Origin of the sequence: Gemmobacter sp. (assembly GCF_016792925.1) — a bacterium.
GTDB lineage: Bacteria > Pseudomonadota > Alphaproteobacteria > Rhodobacterales > Rhodobacteraceae > Gemmobacter.
In genome coordinates this window covers 1-20,810 of record NZ_JAEULU010000040.1, presented here as the reverse complement: position 1 = coordinate 20,810, position 20,810 = coordinate 1, and the positions used below count along the sequence as shown (strand labels likewise).

Sequence of the window (20,810 nt, the reverse complement as noted above, 5' to 3'; positions counted from 1 at the left end):
AATCCCGCGATTTCCGCTCAAAATCAGGGAACCGCAGCCCGGTTCGCACGTTGGTTCAGCAGATCGGCACACAGACCCGCCGACCCATACACCAAGGCGCCAAAGGCGTCACAATATCAGGAGAATTCACATGCTCGGCTGGGCCGTCACTTTCCTCGTCATCGCATTGATCGCCGCCGCTCTGGGCTTTGGCGGTATCGCTGGCACCTCGGCGGGCATCGCCAAGATCCTGTTCTTCATCTTCATCGTCCTCTTTGTCATCTCCCTCATCGCCCGCGCGGTGAGACGCTGAAACGACCTGCCTGCCTCCCTCTGTCTCCCTGGGCTGCGACTTCGGTCGCAGCCTTTTTTTGCGCCCGCATGGGTTTCTGTCCGGTTAACGCTGACAGGCCCAAACGAAAAAAGCCCCGCCGAAGCGGGGCTTTCTGCCATATCGAGCCTCAGAACATCACGACAGAACTGTCCACCGCGCGTTCCAGCAAGGCCTGGGCATCGGTCGCGGGCCCCCAGTCGATCCCCGAGGCCACCACACAGCTGATTCCGTCGCTGCCGCGATGCACCGCCGTCCATGTCCCCATGTCATCCGAGGCCCAAAGCTCCAGCCCCAATCCGCCTTCCGTCATCGCGGCCATCCGGGGCGCCTCGACATAATCGCGCGACAGCATGGTGCTGATGGTCTCATGCGGCTGGCAATTCGGTTCGGTCGTCGCCACCTCATGCCCCAGATCGTCATAGACCGTCAGCCCATCAAGGGCCGTGAAATCCGGGTCATAGCCGTTCGAGGCCGAAAGCATGGCCGGATGCACCACCGGCCCCGCCTCCGGGGGCAGATCGGGGGGCAGCGGCCATTGCGCCACCGAGGCAAAAATCACGGCCGCTGCGGCGGGGCCAAGAGCGGCGAGGGCAGTTTGCACGAACATCGGCTCTCCTTTCCGGCACCCGGCGCTTGCGGGCGCCCCTGCTGTCGGGGTTCGAAATACCAACGCAGCAAGGGGGTTTAGGTTCCCGGAAGGGACAATTGGTGGCCGAAGTGGGACTCGAACCCACACTATAGGGTGTTTAAGACCCCTGCCTCTACCATTGGGCTATTCGGCCGACCGCCCAAGGTGTTAGACCGCCGGGCCGCGCGGGGCAAGCCGCCTTTTCCCCATCGCCACCTTGACCTTTCGCTGCCGAAAGGCACACTCCGCCCGCCCAGCTTCGGGCCGATTTCATGCGAGTGTCCCATGCCCAGCCCCAAGCCCGCCCTCCCGTCTTCCCGGATCACCCCCGAACTGGCGCAGGCCGTTGCCGCCGAAGGGCTGATGCACCTGTTCCGCATGCTGACGCCCGAGGGCCGCTTCATCTATGCCCATGCCGAGGGCGACCCGGAGGCGGTGCTGCCCGGCTATAACATGCTGCGCCATTGCGGCACGCTGTGGTTCATGCTGTCGGCGGTGAATGCGCTGAACCTGCCGCTGCTGAAAACCGAATCCCGGGCTTTGGCGGCGGGCATCGGCTATGCGGGCGCGCGGATGAAACGGCCCGGTTGGGCGCCCGGTCTGGCCATCGTCACCAATGGGCAGATCAAGCTCGGCGGGGTGGGTCTCGCGCTGCTGATGCTGTCGGAATACCGCGTGGCGCGCGATCAGGCCAAGGCCCAGCCCGCGCGCGCCCTCGCCAAGGCCCCGCTGCCCGCCGCGCTGGCCGAGACGATGGCGGGCCTGGGCGATTACGCGCTGTCGCAAGAGCGGCCCGGACAAGTGGCTGATTTCCATCACAAACGCGCCCTGACCGATGGGGAGGATAACGGGTTCCACAGCGATTATTATACCGGCGAGGCGCTGTTTGGCCTGATTGCGGGCGGCGCCGATCCGGCCCGCACCGCCCCTTTGGCCGAGGCCCTGATGCAGCGCGGCTATGGCATTGATGTGCAAAGTCACTGGATGGCCTATGCCGCCTGTGCCGCCTGCGATCACAGCCTGGTGCCCGATGATCTGGGCCGCCGCTATCTGGGCCAATTGCTGAGCGCCATTACCACCGACACCGCCTATCGCGAGCGCTGCGAATCGACCCCCATCGCCTGCCGGTCGGAGGCGCTGGTGCGCTTTCTCTGGCTGGATCGCCGCCATCCGGCTCGCTTCTTCACCGCCGACCAGCGCGCCCTGATCCGCGAGACGCTGACCGACAATCTGGCGCTGCAACTGCGCTGGTTCCAGCGCGGGCAATTCCGCAAGGGCGATGCCAGCGACAAGGTTCAGATCGACTATATCCAGCACAATGCCATGGCCTTTCTGGGCTGGGCCATGCTGCATGCCTGACCCGCTGTCCTGAGACCCACTGGCCTGATCGCGACACCGCCGCAGCGCGATGCGGCGGTGCAGCGATTGACACCGCATTTTTCGCGGCCCCATATGGGTGCGGAGAGTTTGCAGGGGGTTTCATGAACAAGATCTATCCCAATGCCGCGGCGGCGCTTGACGGGCTGCTGTTCGACGGCATGACCATCGCCTCCGGGGGGTTCGGCCTCTGTGGCATCCCGGAATTGCTGATCGCGGCGATCCGCGATGCCGGCACCAAAAGCCTGACCGTCGCCTCGAACAATGCGGGCGTCGATGGCTTTGGTCTCGGGCAACTGCTGGAAACCCGGCAGGTCAAGAAGATGATCTCCTCCTATGTCGGCGAGAATGCCGAATTCATGCGCCAATACCTCTCGGGCGAGCTGGAGCTGGAGTTCAACCCGCAGGGCACGCTGGCCGAGCGGATGCGGGCGGGCGGCGCGGGGATCCCCGGCTTTTACACCGCCACGGGCGTCGGCACCGTGATCGCCGAGGGCAAGGATGTGAAGGTCTTCAACGGCCGCGAATACATCCTTGAAACGGGGATCATCGCCGATCTCTCGATCGTCAAGGCCTGGAAGGCCGATCCCTCGGGCAATCTGGTGTTCCGCAAGACCGCGCGCAACTTCAACCCGCCTGCGGCGACCTGTGGCAAGGTCTGCGTCGTCGAGGTGGAGGAGATCGTGCCGCTGGGCAGCCTGGACCCCGATACCATCCACCTGCCCGGCATCTATGTGCATCGCCTGATCCAGGGTGCCCACGAGAAACGCATCGAACAGCGGACCACCCGCAAACGCGAAGCGGCCCAGTAAGGCCGATCATCGCAAGCAGGAACAGGAGAAAGACCATGTGGGACCGCAATCAGATGGCCGCACGCGCGGCGCAGGAGCTTCAGGACGGCTGGTATGTGAACCTTGGCATCGGGATTCCGACGCTGGTGGTGAACTATATCCCGGAAGGCGTTAACGTAACCTTGCAGTCGGAAAACGGCATGCTGGGCATGGGGCCCTTCCCCTTCGAGGGCGACGAGGATGCCGACCTCATCAACGCGGGCAAGCAGACCATCACCGAATTGCCGCAGACCGCCTATTTCGATTCCGCGCAATCCTTCGCGATGATCCGGGGCGGCAAGATTGCCATGGCGATCCTGGGCGCGATGGAGGTCTCGGAGACCGGCGATCTGGCGAACTGGATGATCCCCGGCAAGCTGGTCAAGGGGATGGGCGGCGCGATGGATCTGGTGGCCGGGGTGGGCCGCGTCGTCGTCGTGATGGATCACACCAATAAAGCCGGTGAATCCAAAGTGTTGAAGGCCTGCACCCTGCCGCTCACCGGCAAGCGGGTGGTCAATCGCATCATCTCGAACATGGGGGTGCTGGATGTGGTCGAGGGCGGGCTGCGCATCGTCCAGCTGGCCGATGGCGTGACCGAGGCCGAGCTGCGCGCCGCGACCGAAGCCACCATCGTCGGCTAAAACAAGAGGCGGCCCCGCGCAGGGGCCGCCTCAATCCTGCGTTTTCACCCGATATGGAACAGCGTCTGGAACAGGCGCGGGTCCAGGCTTTGCTGGTCGAAGGTCGGGCCTTCGGTCAGGATGCTGACGGCATCATGGCTGTGCAGGCTTTCCTGATGGCTGGCCACCACGCGGAAATCGCCGATCCGGGGCTCGGCCAGCAGCTGTTCCGCGAACAGCCGCGCCGCATCTTCCACAAAGATCGGGTTCGCCGCGTTCAGCTCCGCAAAGGCCTGCTCATCCTCGCGCTTCACCATCACCTGCGTCTCGGTCGGCACGGCGCGCCGCGCCAGCTCCACCAGATCCTCGAACCACAGCGTCGCGCCGGGCTTGGCCACCACCGACAGCCGCGCGACCGAGCGTTGCGAATGCGGCGTCGCCAATTGCCCGCGCGTCGCCCGCGCATGTTCGCTCAGCTCCAGCGAGCAGGGGCAGGTGCTGGAATAGACGTAATCCAGATGGATCACCCGCAGCCGCTGACCGGCGCGGTCGATCACTTCCAGCGCGATGTCGTAATATTGCCAGCCGCTGAGCCCGGAGCGCAGCGAGGGCACCTTCATCGGGAAACGCAACCGCATCTGGATACGCGCGTCAAAGCTGTGCAGGTCGCGCTTGTAATCGTCCAGCGCCGCCTCGATCACCGCAAAGCTGAAGCTTTCCTCGGCATGGGCATAGAAAGACCGCATGATGCGGCTCATGTTGATGCCCTTCTTGTCGGCCTCCAGGCTCACCGTGCCGGTGACGCTGGTTTCCAGCTGGACCTCGCCGCCCTCACGCCGACGATAGCGGATCGGCAGCGCGAAGTTGGAAATCCCCACATGCTGAATCTGCCGGTGCGCGCCCTTGATCAGGCTTTCCGGCCCGTTCTGCAAATCCGGCAGCCCGGCCTTGTAGCGCTCATCCACCGTGAACTCGGCCGGATAGCTGCGCGCCAGCACCGGATAGGGCAGACCCATGGCGCGCATTTCCTCGGGCGAGGCCTTGGCAGCCCAATCGCGCACCATCTCCAGGGCGGCGGCCAGCTCGTCGGGGCGGGCGTCACGTTCGGGCACATGCATATTCATGGGGTCGCATCCTTCCGGTTCCGGCAGGCCGCAGGGGCACCACCTTCAATGTCAACAGGGATACGCGGAATGGCCCGCGTCGGATCACCTCTGCCCGCCGATTCCGGCGCCAAAGGCGACGCTTTCCAGATGGCGCTTTGGGTCTGTGCGGTCAAGGGCCATCACGCCAGGCGCCGGGGCTTTGCCCGGTCCATTTCACGAAAGCGCGGTGAAAGGCGCTTGGCTCGCTATAGCCCAGCGCCGCCGCGATCCCCGCCACGCTCTGCCCCTGCCGCAGCAGCCGTTCCGCCTGCACCCGGCGCAGCTCGTCCTTCAGCGCGGCAAAACTTTGGCCATCCGCCCGCAGCCGCCGTCGCAGCGTGGCGGGGGCAAGGCCCAGACCGGCCGCGAAGGCCTCGAAATCCGGCCAGTCCGCGGGCGGCAGACCGGCCAGCCGCGCCCGCGCCTGTGCCGCCACCCCGGCCTCCTGCCGGTGGCGCAGCAGCAGATTGCCCGGCGCCTCGCGCAGGAACAGCCGCAGCGCGGCGGCATCGCGCACCACCGGCAGCCGCAATTGCGCCGCATCGAACACCAGCCGATGCGCGGGCCGGTCAAACCGCACCGGCGCGCCGAAGAACTGCAAGTAATCGGGCCGCCCCTCCGGCGCCGGGCCGCGAAATTCCAGGCTGCGCAGTGGCAGCCGCCGCCCGGTCAGCCAACTGGCCGTGCCGGTGACGATCAGCCACCAGGTGCGATAGGCGAAGGCCGGGCGCAGCTCCGGGTCGGTCAGCACGATCTCGGCCTCCGGTCCGCGCTGGCGCAATTCGCCCGCCGGATGGTCCAGCACCACCGCCAGATAGCGCAGCATCCGCCGCAGCGCCCGGTCCAGCCGCCCGGCATCCAGCACCGCATGACCCATCAGCGCGAAGGCACCGGGCCGCATGGGCCGCGCGCCCAGGCCCAGAAACTCGTCCTGCATCTCCTGCGCGATGGCCCACCACAGCCGCCCATAGGCCTGCGGCTCCAGACCCCCGCTTTCGGGCGCAGCCCAGCCCGGCGCGCAGGCCAGCAGGTCCTCCACAAAGCCCTGTCCGATGAGGGGTGCCACCGCGCCGCCTTTCCTTGCAAAACCGATCACATAATCAGACAGCAGATGTCATTGTTTGCAATCCCTCTCCCGCGCAACATGGCAGTGGGAGAGAGGGAGAATTCCATGCAGATCAGCGACGCTGTGGTTCTGGTCACCGGCGCAGGCTCGGGCCTTGGCGCGGCGGTGGCCCGGATGGTGGTGGAGGGCGGCGGCAAGGCCGTGATCCTCGATGTGAACGCGGGTGCCGGGCAGGCCATGGCCGAAAGCCTGGGCGCCAATGCGCGTTTCCAGCGCTGCGATGTGACATCGGATGCCGAAGGCCGCGCCGCCATCGCCGCCGCCCGCAGCGCCTTTGGCCGCATCAATGCGCTGGTGAATTGCGCGGGCGTGGCGCCGGGCGAGAAGATCGTGGGGCGCGAGGGCGCGCATGATCTCGACCGTTTCACCCGCGCCGTTTCGATCAACCTGATCGGCACCTTCAACATGCTGCGCCTCGCCGCCGAGGCCATGGCGGGCCAAGACCCCGCTCCGAACGGAGAGCGCGGCGTGATCGTCAACACCGCCTCGATCGCCGCTTTTGATGGCCAGATCGGGCAGGCCGCCTATGCCGCCTCCAAGGGGGGCGTCGCCGCGCTCACCCTGCCCGCCGCGCGCGAGCTGGCCCGCCATGGCATCCGCGTTGTCACCATCGCGCCGGGCATCTTCGCCACGCCGATGATGGCGGGCCTGCCAGCCGAGGTGCAGCAAAGCCTGGGTGCCTCGGTCCCCTTCCCCTCGCGCCTCGGCGATCCGGCCGAATATGCCGCGCTGGTGCGCCATATCTTTGAAAACCCGATGCTGAACGGCGAGGTGATCCGCCTCGACGGCGCGCTGCGCATGGCCCCGAAATGAAGGATCTCGCAATGGACCCCGTTGTCATCGTCAGTCACGCCCGCACCCCCATGGGCGGGTTTCAGGGCGATTTCGCCGCCCTCCCCGCCGCCGATCTGGGTGCAGTCGCCATCCGCGCCGCCCTCGCACGCGCCGGGCTGGAGGCGGAAGCCGTGGAGGAAGTGCTGATGGGCTGCGTGCTCCCCGCCGGTCAGGGCCAGGCCCCGGCCCGGCAGGCGGCGCTGAAGGCGGGCCTCCCCCTCGCCACCGGCTGCACCACCATCAACAAGATGTGCGGCTCGGGGATGAAGGCCGCCATGCTGGCCCATGACCTGCTGCTCGCGGGCTCTGCCCGTGTCATCGTGGCGGGCGGGATGGAGAGCATGTCCAACGCCCCCTATCTGCTGCCCAAGGCCCGCGCGGGCCTGCGGCTGGGCCATGGGCAGGTGCTGGACCATATGTTCCTCGATGGTCTCGAAGACGCCTATGAGAGGGGCCGCCTCATGGGCACCTTCGCCGAAGATTGCGCCAGCGATTTCGGCTTCACCCGCGCGGCACAAGATGCCTATGCCATCGCCTCGCTCACCCGCGCGCAAGCCGCCATCGCCAGCGGCGCCTTCACCGCCGAAATCGCCCCCGTTGCCACCAAATCGGGCGAGGTCAGCATCGACGAACAGCCCGGCAAGGCGCGGCTGGACAAGATCGCCTCCCTTCGCCCCGCCTTCCGCGAGGGCGGCACCGTCACCGCCGCCAATTCCTCCTCGATCTCCGATGGCGCGGCGGCGCTGGTCATGATGCGCGCCTCCGAGGCCGAGGCCCGCGGCCTCCCCCCCCTCGCCCGCATCCTCGGTCACAGCACCCATGCCGACAAGCCGGGCCTGTTTCCCACCGCCCCCATCGGCGCCCTGACGAAACTGTCGGAACGCACCGGCCTCTCGCTCCGCGATGTGGACCTGTTCGAGGTGAACGAGGCCTTCGCCGTGGTCGCCATGGCCGCGATGCAGGCGCTCGACCTGCCGCAAGACAAGGTGAACATCCATGGCGGCGCCTGCGCGCTGGGCCACCCCATCGGCGCCTCGGGCGCCCGCGTCCTTGTCACCCTGCTGGCGGCCCTGCGCCATCACGGGCTGAAAACCGGCATGGCCACCCTCTGCATCGGCGGGGGCGAGGCCACCGCCATGGCTGTGGAGCTGTTCTAATGCTGCTGACCGAAGACCAGATCCAGATCCGCGATGCCGTGCGCAGCTTCGCGCAAGACCGCCTCGCCCCCGGCGCCGCCGCCCGCGACCGCGAACACCGCTTCCCCGCCGCCGAGCTGGCCGAGATGGGCGAGCTGGGCTTCATGGGCATGCTGGTGCCCGAGGCCTATGGCGGCTCTGACCTTGGCGCCATCGCCTATGCGCTGGCGCTGGAGGAAATCGCCGCCGCCGATGGCGCCGCCTCCACCATCGTCTCGGTGCATTCCTCGGTCGGCTGCGTGCCGATCCTGCGCTTCGGCACCGAGGATCAGAAACAACGCTTCCTGCCCCGCCTCGCCTCGGGCGCGTGGATCGGCGGCTTTGCCCTGACCGAGCCGCAAGCCGGGTCAGACGCCTCGGCGCTGCGCACCCGCGCCCGGCGCGAGGGCGACCATTACGTGATCAACGGCGCCAAGCAGTTCATCACCAATGGCAAGAACGGCCAGATGATCATCACCTTCGCCGTCACCGATCCGTCGGCGGGCAAGAAGGGCATCTCGGCCTTCATCGTGCCCACCGACACGCCCGGCTATGCCGTCACCACCGTCGAACACAAGCTGGGCCAGCACAGCAGCGACACCTGCGCCCTCAGCTTCACCGAGATGCGCGTGCCGGTCGAAAACCGCCTTGGCGCCGAGGGCGAGGGCTACAAGATCGCGCTGGCGAACCTTGAGGGCGGCCGCATCGGCATCGCCGCACAGGCCGTCGGCATGGCCCGCGCCGCGCTGGAACACGCCACCGCCTATGCCAAGGAGCGTGAAACCTTCGGCCAGAAGATCATCACCCATCAGGCCGTGGGCTTCCGCCTGGCCGATATGGCCACGCAGGTCGAGGCCGCGCGCCAGCTCGTCCTCCACGCCGCCAGCCTGCGCGAGGCCGGGCTGCCCTGCCTGGCGCAGGCCTCCATGGCGAAACTCTTCGCCTCGGAAATGGCCGAACGCGTCTGCTCTGCCGCGCTGCAAACGCTGGGCGGCTATGGCTATCTGAACGATTACCCGCTGGAACGCATCGCCCGCGATGTGCGCGTCTGCCAGATTTACGAAGGCACCAGCGACGTGCAGCGCCTCGTCATCGCCCGCGGACTATGACGGGGGCCCTCCACGGGCTGCGGGTGGTGGAGCTGGCAGGCCTCGGCCCCGCGCCCTTCGCCGCCATGATGCTGGCCGATCACGGCGCGCAGGTCATCCGCCTGCATGCCTTGCGCCCGCGTCAGGGCATCCCGTCGGTCGACACGGCGGGCGATGTGCTGGCGCGCGGGCGCGGCTCGGTCGCGCTCGATCTCAAATCGCCCGAGGGGCGCGCGCTGGCGCTGGACCTGATCGCCGGGGCCGATGCGCTGATCGAGGGCTTCCGCCCCGGCGTGGCCGAACGCCTCGGCCTTGGCCCCGCGCCCTGCCTCGCCCGCAACCCGCGCCTCGCCTATGGCCGCATGACCGGCTGGGGCCAGGCCGGGCCACTGGCCCCTCGCGCGGGCCATGACATCAACTATATCGCCCTGACCGGCGCGCTGGCCGCCATCGGCCCCCCTGAGCGCCCGGTCCTGCCGCTGAACCTCTTGGGCGATTTCGCGGGCGGCGGGTTGATGCTGGCCTTCGGCCTGCTGGCCGCCGTGATCCATGCCCGCGCCACCGGGCAGGGTCAGGTGATCGACGCCGCCATGACCGATGGCGCCAGCCTCCTCAGCGCCATGATCCACGGCTTTCGCGGCGCAGGCGCCTGGAGCAACGCGCGCGAGGCGAACCTGCTGGATGGCGGCGCGTGGTTCTACAGCCTTTATGCCTGCGCCGATGGCAAGCACCTCGCTGTCGGCTGTATCGAGCCGCAATTCCGCGCGGCCTTCCTGCACAGCCTCGGCCTCCCCGATCTGGGCCCCGACCCGCGCGCCACCCTCACCGCCCTGTTCGCCACAAAGCCCCGCGACCATTGGGCGGCGCTGTTCGAGGGCAGCGATGCCTGCGTCACCCCCGTGCTGGATTGGGACGAGGCGCAGGCCCATCCGCACATGATCGCCCGCGACAGCTTCGCCACCGTGGCGGGCGTGCCACAGCCCAGCCCCGCGCCCCGCTTCTCGGTCAGCCCGGCCCCGCCCCTCACCCCGCCCGGCCTGCCCGACCCCGCCACCCTCACCCAATGGGGCATCGCCCCCGACCGCATCGCCGCGCTCACCGCCGCTGGCGTGATCGCCAGCTGGCCCCAACCGGAGTCCCCCCATGCCCAACCTGCCGCAAACTGACCTCATCACCGTCACCTGTGACGCAGGCGTCGCGCTCATCCGCCTCAACCGCCCCAAGCAGCTCAACGCCCTGAACACCGCGCTCGCCGCCGAAATGGTGGCGGTGGCCGAGGCCTTGGAGCGGGATCGCAGCATCGGCTGCATCGTCGTCACCGGCTCTGACCGCGCCTTCGCCGCCGGGGCCGATATTGCCGAGATGGTGGACAAAACCGCCGAGGAGATGATCGAGGCCGATTTCTTCGCCCTCTGGGATCGCTTCGTGGCCTGCAAGACCCCCAAGATCGCCGCCGTGAACGGCTTTGCCCTGGGCGGCGGTTGCGAGCTGGTGATGATGTGCGATTTCGCCATTGCCGGAACGGGGGCCAAGTTCGGCCAGCCCGAGATCAAGCTGGGCGTCATCGCCGGCATGGGCGGCACTCAGCGCCTGACCAAGCTGATCGGTCGCGCCCGTTCGATGGACCTGCACCTGACCGGGCGGCTGATGGACGCGGCCGAGGCCCTCGCCGCCGGGCTGGTGGCGCGCGTGGTGCCAGATGATCAGGTGGTGGAGGTGGCGCTGGAGGCCGCCCGCCAGATCGCCGCCCAGTCCCGCCCCGCCGCCCGCCTCGCCCGCGACGCCGTGATGCGCGCCGAGGAGCTGAGCCTTGCCGAAGGCATCCTCTATGAGCGTCGGGTCTTCCACCGCCTGTTCGGCACCCCCGACCAGCGCGAGGGCATGCGGGCCTTTCTGGAAAAGCGTATGCCCGATTACACGTCGCGCTGAATTTGGCGCGAAAGCGTATATCCCGTTACCCTTTTGCCCCCCGACTTCCCCCCGACTTCCCCTTGCCAAAAAGGGGGATTCGGGGGTATCTGGTGCCATGCATGGGTTCATCTACTTCAACATCACCGATCACGCGCGGCTTCCGGCCCGCTTCTTCGGCATGACCCGCACCATCCTCGCACGGCTTTGAACCGGGCTCCGATTTTTCGCAGAAAAATCGCGCACAACCCGCCCGGTCAAGATACTGCGTATCGAAAATTCCACAGCTATCCCAATAAGATAAAGGTGAGAGCCATGACTGCTCCGCGCACGCTTTACGACAAGATCTGGGACGACCACGTTGTCCATCAGGCCGAAGACGGCACCTGCCTGCTCTATATCGACCGCCATCTGGTGCATGAAGTCACCAGCCCCCAGGCCTTCGAGGGCCTGCGCATGACCGGCCGCAAGGTCCGCGCCCCGGAAAAAACCATTGCCGTGCCGGACCATAACGTTCCCACCACGCTGGATCGCGCCAAGGGAATCGAGAACGAAGAATCGCGGATTCAGGTCGAGGCGCTGGACAAGAACGCCCGCGACTTTGGTGTAAACTATTACCCTGTCTCGGATATTCGCCAAGGCATCGTGCATATCGTCGGCCCCGAACAGGGCTGGACCCTGCCGGGCATGACCGTGGTCTGCGGCGACAGCCACACCGCCACCCATGGCGCTTTCGGCGCGCTGGCCCATGGCATCGGCACCTCCGAGGTGGAGCATGTTCTGGCGACGCAGACGCTGATCCAGAAGAAATCCAAGAACATGAAGGTGGAAATCACCGGGTCCTTGCGCCCCGGCGTGACCGCGAAAGACATCACCATGGCGGTGATCGGCGAAACCGGCACCGCCGGTGGCACCGGCTATGTCATTGAATATTGTGGACAAGCCATCCGCGAGCTTTCGATGGAAGGCCGGATGACCGTCTGCAACATGGCGATCGAAGGCGGCGCCCGCGCCGGTCTGATCGCGCCGGACGAGAAGACCTTCGCCTATTGCATGGGCCGCCCCCACGCCCCCAAAGGCGCCGCATGGGAGGCCGCGGTTTCCTATTGGAAAACCCTCTTCACTGATGAGGGCGCGCATTTCGACAAGGTCGTGACGCTGAAAGGTGAAGACATCGCCCCGCTCGTCACCTGGGGCACCTCGCCCGAGGACGTGCTGCCGATCACCGCCACCGTCCCCTCGCCCGCCGATTTCACGGGCGGCAAGGTCGAGGCCGTGCAGCGCGCGCTGGATTACATGGGCCTCACCCCCGGTCAGAAACTGTCGGATATCGCGATTGACACCGTGTTCATCGGCTCTTGCACCAATGGCCGGATCGAAGACCTGCGCGCCGCCGCCGAAGTGGTGAAAGGCAAGAAAATCAAGGTCAAACGCGCCATGGTCGTGCCGGGCTCGGGCCTTGTGCGCGCCCAGGCCGAGGAAGAGGGTCTGGCCAAGATCTTTACCGATGCGGGCTTTGAATGGCGTCTGGCGGGCTGCTCCATGTGCCTTGCGATGAACCCCGACCAGCTGGCCCCCGGCGAGCGCTGCGCCGCCACCTCGAACCGCAATTTCGAGGGGCGTCAGGGCCGTGGCGGTCGCACCCACCTCGTCAGCCCCGGCATGGCGGCGGCAGCCGCCCTCACCGGCCATCTGACCGATGTGCGCGACCTGATGGCCGAGACTGTGTAAGGAACGGAAAAGATGGACAAATTCACCACCCTCACCGGCATCGCGGCGCCCATGCCGCTGGTCAATATCGACACCGATATGATCATCCCCAAGCAGTTCCTGAAAACCATCCAGCGCTCGGGCCTGGGCAAGAACCTGTTTGACGAGATGCGCTACACGCAAGACGGCGCCGAGATTGCCGATTTCGTGCTGAACCAGCCCTCCTACCGCAAGGCCGAGATCATCGTCGCGGGCGACAATTTCGGCTGCGGCTCCTCGCGCGAACATGCGCCCTGGGCGCTCTTGGATTTCGGCATCCGCTGCGTGATCTCCACCAGCTTTGCCGACATCTTCTTCAACAACTGCTTCAAGAACGGCATCCTGCCCATCGTCATGCCGCAAGAGGTGGTCGATGTGCTGATGGAAGACGCCCGCAAGGGCGGCAATGCCCGCGTCACCGTCGATCTGGAGGCACAGACCGTCACCACCTCGGGAGGCCAGAGCTTTGGCTTCGAGGTCGATCCGTTCCGCAAGCATTGCCTGATGAACGGTCTGGATGACATCGGCCTGACGCTGGAAAAGGCCGCCGCCATCGACAGCTTCGAGGCCCGCGCCAAGGTTGCGCGCCCCTGGGCCTGAGGCCGCGAGGCCTCTGGTAGGGCCATGCGGCCCCGCCACCACATCTTGTGCCGCGCCGGGGTTCCCCCTCGGCGCGGCCTCTTTTTACCCATAATTTGATGCAATCCGGCGACAGTTTCACCAAGGAAATGCCGTATTAACCATATGTTATGCCTTCAAGCGTTGCGGCAGGTCACGAAAGAAGGCAAAACTTGGGCAAGATTGAGGCAGCCCGCCACAAAGCGCGGGAGAGTATCGGGAAAAGGCTCCGGCAAAGCATCGGAACCTCTCGCATCGAGGAAGGCAAGGCAGTGGTTTCACGGCTGGCAGGTGCCGCTTTGCGGGCATTTCTGGTGATCATCCTGATCGTCACCCCGTCGGTGCTGTTGCCCGGCACGGGGTCTGACGGCAAACAGATGGTGGCCCTTGTGGCGCTGTTTGCAGGCGCCCTCACCTTCACCGAATACAAGACCCCCTATCCGGGGCTGGTCGAGTTCCGCGATGCGCCGCCCTTCAACCGGGTGCGCTTTCTGATCCTGTTCTTCACCGTTTTCCTGCTGACCGTGATCGAGAAGGCGGGCGTTGCGCCCACCACGCTTTCGACCCTGATTCACGCTTTGGGAATCGTCATCGGTCAGGCGCTGGATTTCCCCTATTCGCCGGTGCGGCTGGCCAAGCTGATGCTGGCCGATGGCGCACCCGAGGCGCAGCAAATGGCGGTCGCCACGGCGGCGGGCATGGCCTATCTGATCTCGCTGGTCGGCATGATGGCCTTCGTGCTGGTGCTGAAGCTGCAAGGCTGGCCGCAGCGGGTGGGTGGTTTCAACGTGTGGGTGAACCTGCCCACCTTTGACCCGACCGCAAGTGGTGATATTGTGGTGCGGCTGGAACGCGACGCGCGGCTGAACATCGCGCTTGGCTTCCTGCTGCCTTTCCTCATCCCGGCGGTGGTCAAGATCGGCGCCTCGGGCTTCTCGCCGCTCACGCTGTCCTCTCCGCAAACCCTGATCTGGACATTGACCGCATGGTCCTTTCTGCCTTGCAGCCTGTTCATGCGCGGCATCGCCATGGGCAAGATCGCCGCGATGATCCGCGAAAAGCGGCGCATCGAGGGGGTCGAGGAAGGCTCGGAATATTTGCCCGCCTGATGACGGGGCTGCTCTGGCTGGCGCTTTCTGGTGCCGCCAGCGCCGAAACCCTGCGGCTGGCCACATGGAATGTCGATCTGGCGCGGCAGGGGCCCGGGCTGCTGGTCGAGGATCTGCTGGGCGCCCGGCCCGATCCGCAGGTGCAGGCCGTCATCGCGGGCATCGTCGCGCTGGATGCCGATGTGCTGCTGCTGACCGGCATTGACCATGACGCGCGGCAGGTGGCGCTGACTGCGCTGGCCGATCGCCTCGCCGCCGCCGGGGCGCCCTATCCCTTCCGCTTCACCGCGCCGCCCAATGCCGGGCACCCCACCGGGCTGGACCTTGACCGCAACGGCAAGCTGGGACAGCCGCGCGATGCCATGGGCTATGGCGCCTTTCGCGGCCAGGGTGGCATGGCGCTGCTGTCGCGTCTGCCGCTGGGGCCAGCCACCGATTACACCGGCTTTCTCTGGGCCGATCTGCCCGGCCATCTGATGCCCGCCGATACCCCCGCGCCCGAGCGCGCCGGGCAGCGCCTGTCCTCGGTCAATCACTGGCAGGTGCCGGTGCAACTGCCCGGCGGCGGCCAGCTTGCCGTGCTGGCCTTCGCCGCCACGCCCCCGGTGTTTGACGGGCCGGAGGATCGCAACGGCCGCCGCAACCATGATGAGGCCGCCTTCTGGTTGCGCCTGATGGAGGGCGCCCTGCCCTTCCCCGCGCCCCGGCCGCCGCTGGTGCTGATGGGCGATGCAAACCTTGATTCGGCCGATGGCGATGGCCGCCCGCAGGCCCTGCGCGCGCTGCTCTCCGGCCCCGCCCTGCAAGACCCCGCGCCGCGCGGCTCCCATGGCCGCAGCGAGGCCGCCCATCAGGGCGACCCGGCGCTGGACACCGCGTTTTACGCCAAGGGCGTCGGCGGCTTGCGGGTGGATTATGTGCTGCCCTCTGCCGGGCTGCGGGTCAGCGGCGCGGGCGTGCTTTGGCCCGCAGACGGCGCGCTGGCCGAAACGCTGGCGCAAGCCTCGCGCCATCGCCCGGTCTGGGTCGATGTCACCCTGCCCTAGGCCGGAGGCGCCGCGCGCCAAATGCAAAAACCCCGCCAAAGGGCGGGGCCTTGCGGCAGATCATCTCGAAAGAGATCAGGCGGCAGCCTGAACCTTGGCGATGTCTTTCTTGATTTTCAGCGCCTTGTCCGACAGCTCGTCATCCTTGGCCTTGGCCAGGAAGGCGTCCAGACCACCGCGATGGTCCACAGTGCGCAGCGCCGCAGCCGACACGCGCAGCTTGAACGACTGGCCCAGAACGTCCGAGATCAGCGTCACGTCGTTCAGGTTCGGCAGAAAGCGCCGACGGGATTTGTTGTTGGCATGGCTGATGGTGTTGCCGACCATCGGGCCTTTACCGCTCAGTTCGCAAACACGCGACATCGCCTTGTTCCTTGTCTTTCGGGCCAATTGCAGAACACAGCGGCCCGGAGTAACATCCATGGACCCCGCCAGACGGCAGGTTCCGAATTCCATCGACGCCGTTTAGGCGGTTTCCCGGGCGGCGTCAAGCGATTCACCGCGCTCCAGATAGCGCCGCTCCAGCGCAATCAGCCGATCCTTGCGCCACAGCCCGCCGCCATAGCCGGTCAGGCTGCCATCCACCCCGATCACCCGGTGGCAAGGGATCAACAGCGCTACCGGATTGGCGCCATTGGCCGCCGCCACCGCCCGCACTGCCTCGGGCCGCCCGATCCGCGCCGCCAGCGCGGCATAGGTCACCACCTCGCCGGGGGCAAGCGCGCGGAGCGCCTCCCAGACCCGGCGCTGAAACGGCGTGCCAAGCGGCGCCAGCGGCAAGGTGAAGGCCGCGCTCTCGCCCGCGAAATAGGCCGCCAGCTCGGCCTCCAGCCGGTCGGTGATCACCGTGCGCCCCAGCCCGATGCGCCCCTTCACCGCTTGCGACAGCGCCCGCATCTCGCGCGGCAAGGCCTTGCGGCTGGTGAATTCCAACAGATAGACCGCGCGGTCATCGCATACCGTCACCATGCCGCCCAGCCCGGTCTCCAGAAACGCCGCCTGCAACAAGGGCTCGCCCTTCAGCGCCTCACCCTTCATCACGGCGGGCGCATGGCCCAGCAGCCGCGCAAACCCCGCCCGAAAGCCCGAGGCGCTGTCGAACCCGGCCTCCAGCTGCGCGTCGATCACGGGCGCCCCCGCCGCCATCTGCCGCCCGCCATGGGCCAGCCGCGCTGCCCGCGCCATCTCCAGAAAGCTCTGGCCAAACTGCCGCTTGAACGCCCGCCGCAGGGTCGAGGGGTCAAAGCCCCGCGCGACCAGATCGGCCTCTGACCAGCGCCGCCCCGGATCGGCCCGCAGCGCCTCCAGCAGCGCGGCATGGGCGGGCGCCACCTCGCCCAGCGGATTGCAGCGCTTGCAGGGCCTGCACCCCGCCGCCAGACAGGCCGCCGCCGTCTCGTGAAAGCTGCAATTCGCGCGCAAGGGCTTCGGCGCCGGGCAGCTCAACCGGCAGAAAATCCGCGTCGAGGCCACCGCCACAAAGGCACGGCCATCCCAAGACGGGTCACGCGCCAACAGCGCCGCATAAAGCGTATCGGGATCAGGCAAATCAAACATCATGCCCCCAGCCTACCCCGATTCGCCCGGCACCGCCGCCGATTTTCAGGCAGCGCTCTGCCCCAGTTTCATCTGTTCAGAAATATCCTCGGGGTGAATGGGCCGCAGGCCCAGAGGGGCAGACAGCCCCTCCCTTCACACCCCCTACCGCCCGAGATGCGCCAGCAGCTCTGCCGCCGCCGCATCCGGCGTGCGCGCGCCCTGCCCCACCTCGCGGCCCAGGGCCTCCATCAGCCCCTTCAGCGGCTCGCGCGTCAGCCGGGCCAGCAGGCTGTGCCGCACCTCTTCCTCGAACCAGTGCCGCGCCTGATCGGCCCGCGCCCGCGCCCAATGCCCCTCGGCCCGCCGCCAGGCGGCCAGCGCCTGCATCTCGGCCCAGGCCTGGGCCAGTCCGTTTTCCTCCAGCGCCGAAACCGCCATCGCCTTGGGAAAGCCCTCCGGGTCTTGCGCCCGCTTGCGCAGCAGCCGCAGCGCCCCCGCATAATCGGCCTGCGTCCGCAGCGCGGCGGGTTTCAGATCGCCATCGGCCTTGTTCACCAGAATGAGGTCGGCCATTTCCATGATGCCGCGTTTCACGCCCTGCAACTCGTCGCCCCCCGCCGGCGCCAGCAGCAGCAGGAACAGGTCGCACATCTCGGCCACCATGGTTTCCGATTGGCCCACGCCCACCGTCTCGATCAGCACCACGTCGAACCCCGCCGCCTCGCACAGTGCCACCGCCTCGCGGGTGCGCCGCGCCACGCCGCCCAGATGGGTCTGGCTGGGCGAGGGGCGGATATAGGCCAGCGGATCGCGGCTCAGCCGCTCCATCCGGGTCTTGTCACCCAGGATCGACCCGCCCGAGCGCGCCGAGGACGGATCGACCGCCAGCACCGCCACCCGCAGCCCCTGCCCGGTCAGATGGCAGCCAAAGGCCTCGATGAAGGTCGATTTCCCCACCCCCGGCGTGCCCGAAAGCCCGATGCGCAGCGCCTGCCGCCCGGAGGCCGCCACCTCCGCCACCAGTGCCCGCGCCTCCGCCCGGTGATCCTCGCGCCCGCTTTCCACCAGCGTGATGGCCCGGGCCAGCGCGCGGCGGTCGCCCGCGATGACATCGGCGGCGATCACGGATTTCCCATGCGGTGTAACATCCATCGGGCGTCTCCGGCAATTTGGCGGCGTCAGGATCACCCTTTCGGCAGCGATAGGCCGATCCGGCATCTTGCGGGCTGTAATGCCCGAGACAGGCGCTATATTCCAGTGGGCAATGGCGGCGAAGTGCCGCAGGACAGGTAAGGATGTTGAGATGCGGGTGAAACCCTGGATCATGGCGGCGCTGCTCGCGGGCCTCTCGGCGGGGTCGGCCATGGCGGAAGACGCAAAGTTCAAGCTGGTGCTGCGCGGCATTTCGGCGGGCAGTCTCAGCTGGTCGGGCAAGGGCGAGCCGGGCGGGGCCTATGCCGTCACCGGCATCCTGCGCACCTCCGGCCTGGCCGCCATGCTGAAGAAAGTGCGCTATGAGGCGGGTGCCAAGGGCAGCATCAGCGCCAAGGGCAATTTTGCCGCCGCGAGCTATACCGAGGATGCCAATACCGGCAAGCGCCACTCGCAAAGCAGCATCGTCTGGAAGGGCGGCGTGCCGACGGTGAAAAGCAGCTCCGAGCGCGAGCCGAAGCCCTGGGACATCGACCCCGCCGGCCAGAAGGGCACGGTGGACCCGCTGACCGCCATGTATGCCGCGCTGCGCGAGGTGCCGGCCGGGGAGGAATGCAAGGTCAGCCTGAACATGTTCGACGGGCGCCGCGCCTCGAAGGTCAGTCTGGGCGGGCGGGCGGTCGCGGGCGAGACCGTCACCTGCGCCGGGGAATATCGCCGCGTCGCCGGGTTCTCGCCCGAGGACATGGCAGAGAAGACCCGCTTCCCCTTCACCCTGACCTATGCCCCCGCAGGCACGGGCCGCATGCGGGTGGTTGAGGTTGCGATGGATACGCTTTACGGCAAGGCCAAGCTGGTGCGGGAATGACATTAGGCCTGGTGACGCTGGGCCAGATGTGGGGTACGGCGGATGATGGTCTGATGACCGCCTGTTTGCAGGCGCATGGCTTTCATCCGCAGGTGCAGCATCGGCAGGTGATGACGGTGTTGCCCAATTGGGGGCTGGCGCAGGGCGGCATGCCGCTGCAACTGCCCGCCGCCGAGGCCGGGGCTGCGGCAGAGCTGCTGCGCGCCACTGGCCTGCCAGTCTGGCACAGGCCCCGGCTGTGGGTGCTGCTGGTCTGCCTGCTGGGCTGGTGGATGTCGGGTGTCCCCCCGCATCTGAAGGGAACATATCTGACCGCGGTGGCGCGGTCCAAGGAGCGACAAGATGGACTATAACAAATCCGGTCAGGCCAGCACGGGCAAGAAGGCACCCAAGCGGCATCAGGAGCATAACCAGCGGGGCGGCAAGGCCAATCCCTTCGGCTCGGGCGAGGCCCCGGCGAAAGAGGACAAGGCCGCCCTTCTGGCCCGCATGAAGGCGCTCGCCGCCGCCAAGAAGCAAGGCTGAGATGCAAATGGCCCCCGCGAGGGGGCCTTTTGGTTTCCATGGCCAAGGCAATGGCGCGGCTTGGCCATGGCGCGGCTGGGACGGGCGGACCCGGAAACGCACCGCGTTTCCCCGCCCGCGTGGCAACAGCCCCGCAAGACCGCATCCGCAAGCACGGCAGAGGCAAGAGCCCGCCCGGCGGGTGCGAAGCGCCCGCCGCCCGGAGGGCGGGCGCTGGCCGGTGGCTTTGGGCCACCGGCCCAAACGTGGCCCCGGTTCCACATGACCTCGGCAATGGCCTCGGCCAGGGAAAGGGCGCTTACAGCTGCGCCATCACCTCTTCCGGCACATCGAAGTTATGGGTGACGGTCTGCACATCGTCATCCTCTTCCAGCATGTCGATCAACCGCATCAGCTTTTGCGCGGTTTCCAGATCGACTTCGGTCAGGGTCTGCGGCTTCCAGATCAGCTTGGCCTCGGTCGATTCGCCCAAGGCCTTTTCCAGCGCGTCCGACACTTCCGACAGCGCCTCCACCGGGCAATAGATCCAGTGGCCTTCCTCATCCGATTCCACGTCATCGGCGCCCGCCTCCAGCGCCGCCATCATGACCGTATCGGCATCGCCCGCGCTGGCGGGATAGGAAATCTCGCCCACCCGGTCAAAGCTATGCGCCACCGAGCCGGTGGTGCCCAGATTGCCGCCGCATTTCGAGAAATAGGACCGCACATTGGAGGCGGTGCGGTTCACATTGTCGGTCATCGTCTCCACGATCACCGCAATGCCGCCGACGCCATAGCCCTCATAGCGGATCTCGGTATAGTTCTCGGCATCGCCGCCCTGCGATTTCTTGATCGCGCGGTCGATCACATCCTTGGGCATCGACACGGCCTTGGAGGCCTTCACCGCCAGACGCAGACGCGGGTTCTTGTCGGGATCAGGGTCGCCCATCTTGGCGGCGACGGTGATTTCCTTCGCCAGCTTCGAGAACATCTTGGAGCGCAGCTTGTCCTGCTTGCCCTTGCGATGCTGAATATTCGCCCATTTGGAATGGCCTGCCATGACCCTCTCCGTCCGTCCTTCCGGGTAACCGGCGTCTCTATATGTCAGGGAGCAGGGAACCTGCAAGGCTGAGCGCCGGTTGCACTTTGTCGGCGCGAAAGGTTCACTGGGGTCATGA

At 67.0% G+C, this 20,810-nt stretch carries 23 protein-coding genes and 1 tRNA gene; 16 read left to right on the top strand and 8 right to left on the bottom strand.

Going from position 1 to position 20,810, the window contains the following annotated elements; all coding sequences use genetic code 11:
- Window positions 1-130 precede the first annotated feature (130 nt).
- Window positions 131-292 (top strand): DUF1328 domain-containing protein, encoded by a 162-nt coding sequence (locus JNN06_RS02155; RefSeq protein ID WP_291237954.1) that lies wholly within the window; start codon window positions 131-133, stop codon window positions 290-292.
- 148 nt (window positions 293-440) lie between these two features.
- Here the strand turns inward: JNN06_RS02155 and JNN06_RS02150 are convergent, their stop codons facing one another.
- Entirely contained in the window at window positions 441-920 is a 480-nt protein-coding gene (locus JNN06_RS02150; RefSeq protein ID WP_291237953.1) for a hypothetical protein, read from the bottom strand.
- Window positions 921-1,019: 99 nt separating this feature from the next.
- Window positions 1,020-1,095: transfer RNA gene (locus tag JNN06_RS02145), tRNA-Leu, on the bottom strand.
- A 131-nt stretch (window positions 1,096-1,226) separates the two neighbouring features.
- Between JNN06_RS02145 and JNN06_RS02140 the strand changes: the two genes are divergently transcribed.
- The 3 genes from JNN06_RS02140 (at window position 1,227) to JNN06_RS02130 (ending at window position 3,792) form a co-directional block, all read left to right on the top strand.
- Entirely contained in the window at window positions 1,227-2,300 is a 1,074-nt protein-coding gene (locus tag JNN06_RS02140) for a hypothetical protein (protein ID WP_291237952.1), read from the top strand.
- Between the two features lie 122 nt (window positions 2,301-2,422).
- Window positions 2,423-3,130 (top strand): CoA transferase subunit A, encoded by a 708-nt coding sequence (locus JNN06_RS02135; protein WP_291237951.1) that lies wholly within the window; start codon window positions 2,423-2,425, stop codon window positions 3,128-3,130.
- A 35-nt stretch (window positions 3,131-3,165) separates the two neighbouring features.
- Window positions 3,166-3,792, top strand: coding sequence for a 3-oxoacid CoA-transferase subunit B (locus JNN06_RS02130; protein ID WP_291237950.1), 627 nt, complete (start codon window positions 3,166-3,168; stop codon window positions 3,790-3,792).
- Window positions 3,793-3,836: 44 nt separating this feature from the next.
- Here the strand turns inward: JNN06_RS02130 and folE2 are convergent, their stop codons facing one another.
- A complete protein-coding gene (folE2, locus tag JNN06_RS02125; RefSeq protein ID WP_291237962.1) occupies window positions 3,837-4,835 on the bottom strand; it encodes a GTP cyclohydrolase FolE2 in 999 nt (332 codons plus the stop codon).
- Window positions 4,836-5,046: 211 nt separating this feature from the next.
- The gene (locus JNN06_RS02120; RefSeq protein ID WP_291237949.1) at window positions 5,047-5,982 is read right to left on the bottom strand and encodes an AraC family transcriptional regulator; all 936 of its coding nucleotides are present in this window, start codon (window positions 5,980-5,982) and stop codon (window positions 5,047-5,049) included.
- Between the two features lie 105 nt (window positions 5,983-6,087).
- Here JNN06_RS02120 and JNN06_RS02115 point away from each other — a divergent pair, with 105 nt between their 5' ends.
- The 9 genes from JNN06_RS02115 to JNN06_RS02075 all read left to right on the top strand — a co-directional run bounded on the left by JNN06_RS02115 (window position 6,088) and on the right by JNN06_RS02075 (window position 15,569).
- On the top strand, window positions 6,088-6,855 hold the full coding sequence (locus JNN06_RS02115) for an SDR family NAD(P)-dependent oxidoreductase (protein ID WP_291237948.1): 768 nt from the start codon (window positions 6,088-6,090) through the stop codon (window positions 6,853-6,855).
- Window positions 6,856-6,866: 11 nt separating this feature from the next.
- The gene (locus JNN06_RS02110; protein WP_291237947.1) at window positions 6,867-8,033 is read left to right on the top strand and encodes an acetyl-CoA C-acyltransferase; all 1,167 of its coding nucleotides are present in this window, start codon (window positions 6,867-6,869) and stop codon (window positions 8,031-8,033) included.
- Window positions 8,033-9,160: an acyl-CoA dehydrogenase family protein gene (locus JNN06_RS02105; RefSeq protein ID WP_291237946.1), complete on the top strand. Its 1,128-nt coding sequence runs from the start codon at window positions 8,033-8,035 to the stop codon at window positions 9,158-9,160. The genes JNN06_RS02110 and JNN06_RS02105 overlap by 1 nt, the downstream gene beginning before the upstream one ends.
- The gene (locus tag JNN06_RS02100) at window positions 9,157-10,305 is read left to right on the top strand and encodes a CaiB/BaiF CoA-transferase family protein (RefSeq protein ID WP_291237945.1); all 1,149 of its coding nucleotides are present in this window, start codon (window positions 9,157-9,159) and stop codon (window positions 10,303-10,305) included. The genes JNN06_RS02105 and JNN06_RS02100 overlap by 4 nt, the downstream gene beginning before the upstream one ends.
- On the top strand, window positions 10,283-11,068 hold the full coding sequence (locus JNN06_RS02095) for an enoyl-CoA hydratase-related protein (RefSeq protein ID WP_291237944.1): 786 nt from the start codon (window positions 10,283-10,285) through the stop codon (window positions 11,066-11,068). Before JNN06_RS02100 ends, JNN06_RS02095 begins: the two co-directional genes overlap by 23 nt.
- Before the next feature lie 294 nt (window positions 11,069-11,362).
- Window positions 11,363-12,778, top strand: a complete 1,416-nt coding sequence (gene leuC, locus JNN06_RS02090; protein WP_291237943.1) for a 3-isopropylmalate dehydratase large subunit — start codon at window positions 11,363-11,365, stop codon at window positions 12,776-12,778.
- Window positions 12,779-12,790: 12 nt separating this feature from the next.
- Entirely contained in the window at window positions 12,791-13,396 is a 606-nt protein-coding gene (gene leuD / locus JNN06_RS02085; protein ID WP_291237942.1) for a 3-isopropylmalate dehydratase small subunit, read from the top strand.
- A gap of 290 nt (window positions 13,397-13,686) precedes the next feature.
- A complete protein-coding gene (locus JNN06_RS02080) occupies window positions 13,687-14,523 on the top strand; it encodes a hypothetical protein (protein ID WP_291237941.1) in 837 nt (278 codons plus the stop codon).
- Window positions 14,523-15,569: an endonuclease/exonuclease/phosphatase family protein gene (locus tag JNN06_RS02075; protein ID WP_291237940.1), complete on the top strand. Its 1,047-nt coding sequence runs from the start codon at window positions 14,523-14,525 to the stop codon at window positions 15,567-15,569. The genes JNN06_RS02080 and JNN06_RS02075 overlap by 1 nt, the downstream gene beginning before the upstream one ends.
- A gap of 75 nt (window positions 15,570-15,644) precedes the next feature.
- Here JNN06_RS02075 and rpmB read toward each other — a convergent pair whose 3' ends face one another.
- The 3 genes from rpmB to meaB all read right to left on the bottom strand — a co-directional run bounded on the left by rpmB (window position 15,645) and on the right by meaB (window position 18,260).
- Window positions 15,645-15,932: a 50S ribosomal protein L28 gene (gene rpmB, locus JNN06_RS02070; RefSeq protein ID WP_291237939.1), complete on the bottom strand. Its 288-nt coding sequence runs from the start codon at window positions 15,930-15,932 to the stop codon at window positions 15,645-15,647.
- Between the two features lie 102 nt (window positions 15,933-16,034).
- Window positions 16,035-17,129, bottom strand: coding sequence for a bifunctional transcriptional activator/DNA repair enzyme AdaA (locus tag JNN06_RS02065; protein WP_291237938.1), 1,095 nt, complete (start codon window positions 17,127-17,129; stop codon window positions 16,035-16,037).
- 141 nt (window positions 17,130-17,270) lie between these two features.
- Window positions 17,271-18,260, bottom strand: a complete 990-nt coding sequence (gene meaB / locus JNN06_RS02060) for a methylmalonyl Co-A mutase-associated GTPase MeaB (RefSeq protein ID WP_291237937.1) — start codon at window positions 18,258-18,260, stop codon at window positions 17,271-17,273.
- Between the two features lie 151 nt (window positions 18,261-18,411).
- Between meaB and JNN06_RS02055 the strand changes: the two genes are divergently transcribed.
- From JNN06_RS02055 to JNN06_RS02045, 3 genes are read left to right on the top strand one after another with little or no spacing between them, the layout of a single operon-like run.
- Complete coding sequence (locus JNN06_RS02055) at window positions 18,412-19,128, top strand: DUF3108 domain-containing protein (RefSeq protein WP_291237936.1); 717 nt, start codon at window positions 18,412-18,414, stop codon at window positions 19,126-19,128.
- On the top strand, window positions 19,125-19,481 hold the full coding sequence (locus JNN06_RS02050) for a hypothetical protein (protein ID WP_291237935.1): 357 nt from the start codon (window positions 19,125-19,127) through the stop codon (window positions 19,479-19,481). Before JNN06_RS02055 ends, JNN06_RS02050 begins: the two co-directional genes overlap by 4 nt.
- A complete protein-coding gene (locus JNN06_RS02045; protein WP_291237934.1) occupies window positions 19,471-19,653 on the top strand; it encodes a hypothetical protein in 183 nt (60 codons plus the stop codon). Before JNN06_RS02050 ends, JNN06_RS02045 begins: the two co-directional genes overlap by 11 nt.
- Before the next feature lie 298 nt (window positions 19,654-19,951).
- Here JNN06_RS02045 and JNN06_RS02040 read toward each other — a convergent pair whose 3' ends face one another.
- Complete coding sequence (locus JNN06_RS02040) at window positions 19,952-20,692, bottom strand: YebC/PmpR family DNA-binding transcriptional regulator (protein ID WP_291237933.1); 741 nt, start codon at window positions 20,690-20,692, stop codon at window positions 19,952-19,954.
- Between the last annotated feature and the right edge of the window lie 118 nt (window positions 20,693-20,810).